General features: G+C 65.0%; 3 protein-coding genes. All 3 read left to right on the top strand.

Annotated features, from left to right (window positions below; genetic code table 11):
- Positions 1–145: 145 nt before the first annotated feature.
- From KDB67_RS10735 to KDB67_RS10725, 3 genes are read left to right on the top strand one after another with little or no spacing between them, the layout of a single operon-like run.
- Positions 146–529 (top strand): type II toxin-antitoxin system death-on-curing family toxin, encoded by a 384-nt coding sequence (locus KDB67_RS10735; RefSeq protein WP_291015625.1) that lies wholly within the window; start codon positions 146–148, stop codon positions 527–529.
- A gap of 51 nt (positions 530–580) precedes the next feature.
- On the top strand, positions 581–1,756 hold the full coding sequence (locus KDB67_RS10730; protein ID WP_291015623.1) for a histidine kinase: 1,176 nt from the start codon (positions 581–583) through the stop codon (positions 1,754–1,756).
- A complete protein-coding gene (locus KDB67_RS10725) occupies positions 1,753–2,394 on the top strand; it encodes a response regulator transcription factor (protein WP_291015622.1) in 642 nt (213 codons plus the stop codon). The genes KDB67_RS10730 and KDB67_RS10725 overlap by 4 nt, the downstream gene beginning before the upstream one ends.
- The last annotated feature ends 284 nt before the right edge of the window (positions 2,395–2,678 follow it).

The raw sequence follows: 2,678 nt of genomic DNA, 5'->3' as shown, positions 1-2,678 counted from the left end.
TGATCAAACAGGAAGCCGCGCGTTCGGGAAGAAGCCAGAAAGCCGTTCTGGCCGAAGAAGCCATCGAATCGATCTGGAACAAGCGGGTGGCTCGACTGTCGGCAGATATCGCGAAGAAGTCGGAGAAACTGAACGAGCTTCTCGCGTGATCTACTATCTGGGCCGGGCCGAGGTTCTCCGGGCAGGTACCGATGCTTGCGGGTTTGCACCCATCGTCGGCGACGAAGGACTCCTTGATGCCGCGATCGCCCGGCCCAAGGCTTCCGCATTCGGCGAGGACGCCTATCCATCAATACTCGACAAAGCGGCGGCACTGATGCATTCGCTGGCGAAGAACCATGCGTTCGTCGACGGCAACAAACGCACCGCCTGGGCGGCGGCCTGGCTCATGCTCGGGGTCAACGGGATCGAACTCGTCGACCAGTTCGATGAGCACGAAGCGTACGATTTCGTCGTGCTGACGGCGACGTCGGACATCGACTGGCGGAAGGTGTCCGAAGGTCTGCGGCGATACGCCGTTCATCCGTAAAGCGCACGTGTCTGCCGACACGTTCCAGTCGTCACCTGGCACGGTATAGCTATGCGCGACCCTCTGGCCCTGCCCGACCTCACCCGGCGCGGCATCATCGTCGATGTCGCCCTGGCCGGTGTGTTCGGACTGATCGCCATTCCCATCCATGCTTTCGAGGGCGCCTCGTCGGTGATGGCCGCGATACTGGTGACCGTGGCGCTGGCATGCCGCCGGATCGCGCCGTCGACCATGATGGTGTGCGCGTTGATGTCGGCGGCGGTGCAGTCGATCGATCTGCGGATCGCGGTACTTCCGTGCGCGGCGTACGCGATCCTCTTCTACACCGCCGGCGGCCATCCCGACCGGCGGGTGCGTTTCGGATCGCTCGCCGTGGCGATCGGCGGATCGGTGCTGGCCGGAATCCTGTTCCCCTTCGTCTATGACATCGACGACGGCCTGGCCGACAGGGCCGCCGGACACCTGATCGGCCTGCTGAGCTGCGCGGTCGTCGTCGGCGGTGGATGGGCGACCGGCTTCATCCGCCACCAGAAACGTTCCGTCGAACAGGCCCGGGTCGCCGGGACCATCGCCGAACTCGAACGCAAGCGGCTGCTGGACTTATACGCCGAACAGACCGAACGCACCCGGCTGGCCCGGGACATGCACGATGTGGTGGCCCACTCACTGGCCGTGGTGGTGGCGCAGGCCGAGGGTGCCCGATATGCGATGACAACCGACCCCGATTCGGCCCGCAAAGCCCTCGGCGTGATCGCCGACACTGCCCGCGAGGCGCTGGGAGACGTACGCGGCCTGCTGGAGGAACTGCGCCGCGACGACACACTCCCTGAAGCTACCCACACCGATCGGCAGCGATTGTTCGAGCGGATGCGGGCGGCGGGTATGACCATCGTCGACGAGACGGTTCCGGTCACTGATTCGGCCACCGCTGATGTCACGTTCCGTGTACTCACCGAATGCCTGACCAACGCATTGAAATACGGTGATCTCGGGCAACCGGTCACCATCACCGAACGCCGCGACGGTGACCGGCAGATCCTCTCCGTACGAAACGCGGTGGCCGCCGACCCGATCGCACCGGGCGGTGCCGGCTACGGCATCGTCGGCATGACCGAACGCGCCCTCAGGGTGGGCGGTACGCTCACCGCCGGTGCAGTCGACGGCGGAACTGCGTGGGTGACCGAACTGACCGTCCCTGCCCAGACCCAGGAAGGACCGGGCCGATGATCCGGGTATGCCTCGTCGACGACCAGCCCCTGTTCTGCGGCGGCATCGCGATGATCATCGACAGCCGGCCCGACATGAGGGTCGTCGCGCAGGAATCGTCGGCGATCGGGCTGACCGAATCCATCCGCACAACGCGTCCCGATGTGGTGTTGATGGATGTGCGCATGCCCGGCATCGACGGCATCACCGCTACCCGCGACCTCATCGCGGCGCTGGGCGATCAGGCACCGAAGATCCTGGTGCTCACCACATTCGACGAGGACGAGGCCGTGTCGTCGGCCATCGCCGCCGGGGCGAGCGGCTTTCTTCTCAAGGACGCCCAGCCCGATTTCCTGCTCGCCTCCATCCGGGCCGTTGCGGCCGGCAATCAGGTGGTGGCCGCCTCGGCCACCCGGCAACTGTTCGAGCGCCACCGGGCCCGCGCAGGCGAACCCGGCCCTGAATACGACGCCCTCACACCGCGTGAACGGGAGATCCTCGTGCGCGCCGCACAAGGTCTGTCCAACGCCGAGATCGCAGACGCCGAGGTGCTGTCGGAGGCCACCGTCAAAACCCACATCTCCCGAATCCTCACCAAACTCGCTCTGCGCGACCGGGTTCAGCTCGTCGTCTACGCCTACGACCACAACCTCGTCTGACCATCGCGGGTTGGGAGCCTCATCTCGCCGGACCCTTCGAGACCCTTGCTCGTTCCTCGCATCGGCCTCAGGGATCAAGATGACCGACCACAACCTTCTTGATCCCTGAGCACCATCGCACAGTACGAGCCGGTACACAGCGATCCATCCACCAAACCCACAACCTTCTTGATCCCTGAGCACCATCGCACGGCATGAACCGGTCACAGTGATTCATCCACCTTCTTGATCCCTGAGGGCTGTCGCGCGAGCTTGCGAGCCGACCGCGTCTCGAAGGGTCCGGC

The organism is Gordonia sp. (in: high G+C Gram-positive bacteria) (genome assembly GCF_020438995.1).
Classification (GTDB): Bacteria; Actinomycetota; Actinomycetes; order Mycobacteriales; family Mycobacteriaceae; genus Gordonia.
This window is presented reverse-complemented; position numbering and strand designations above follow the sequence as displayed.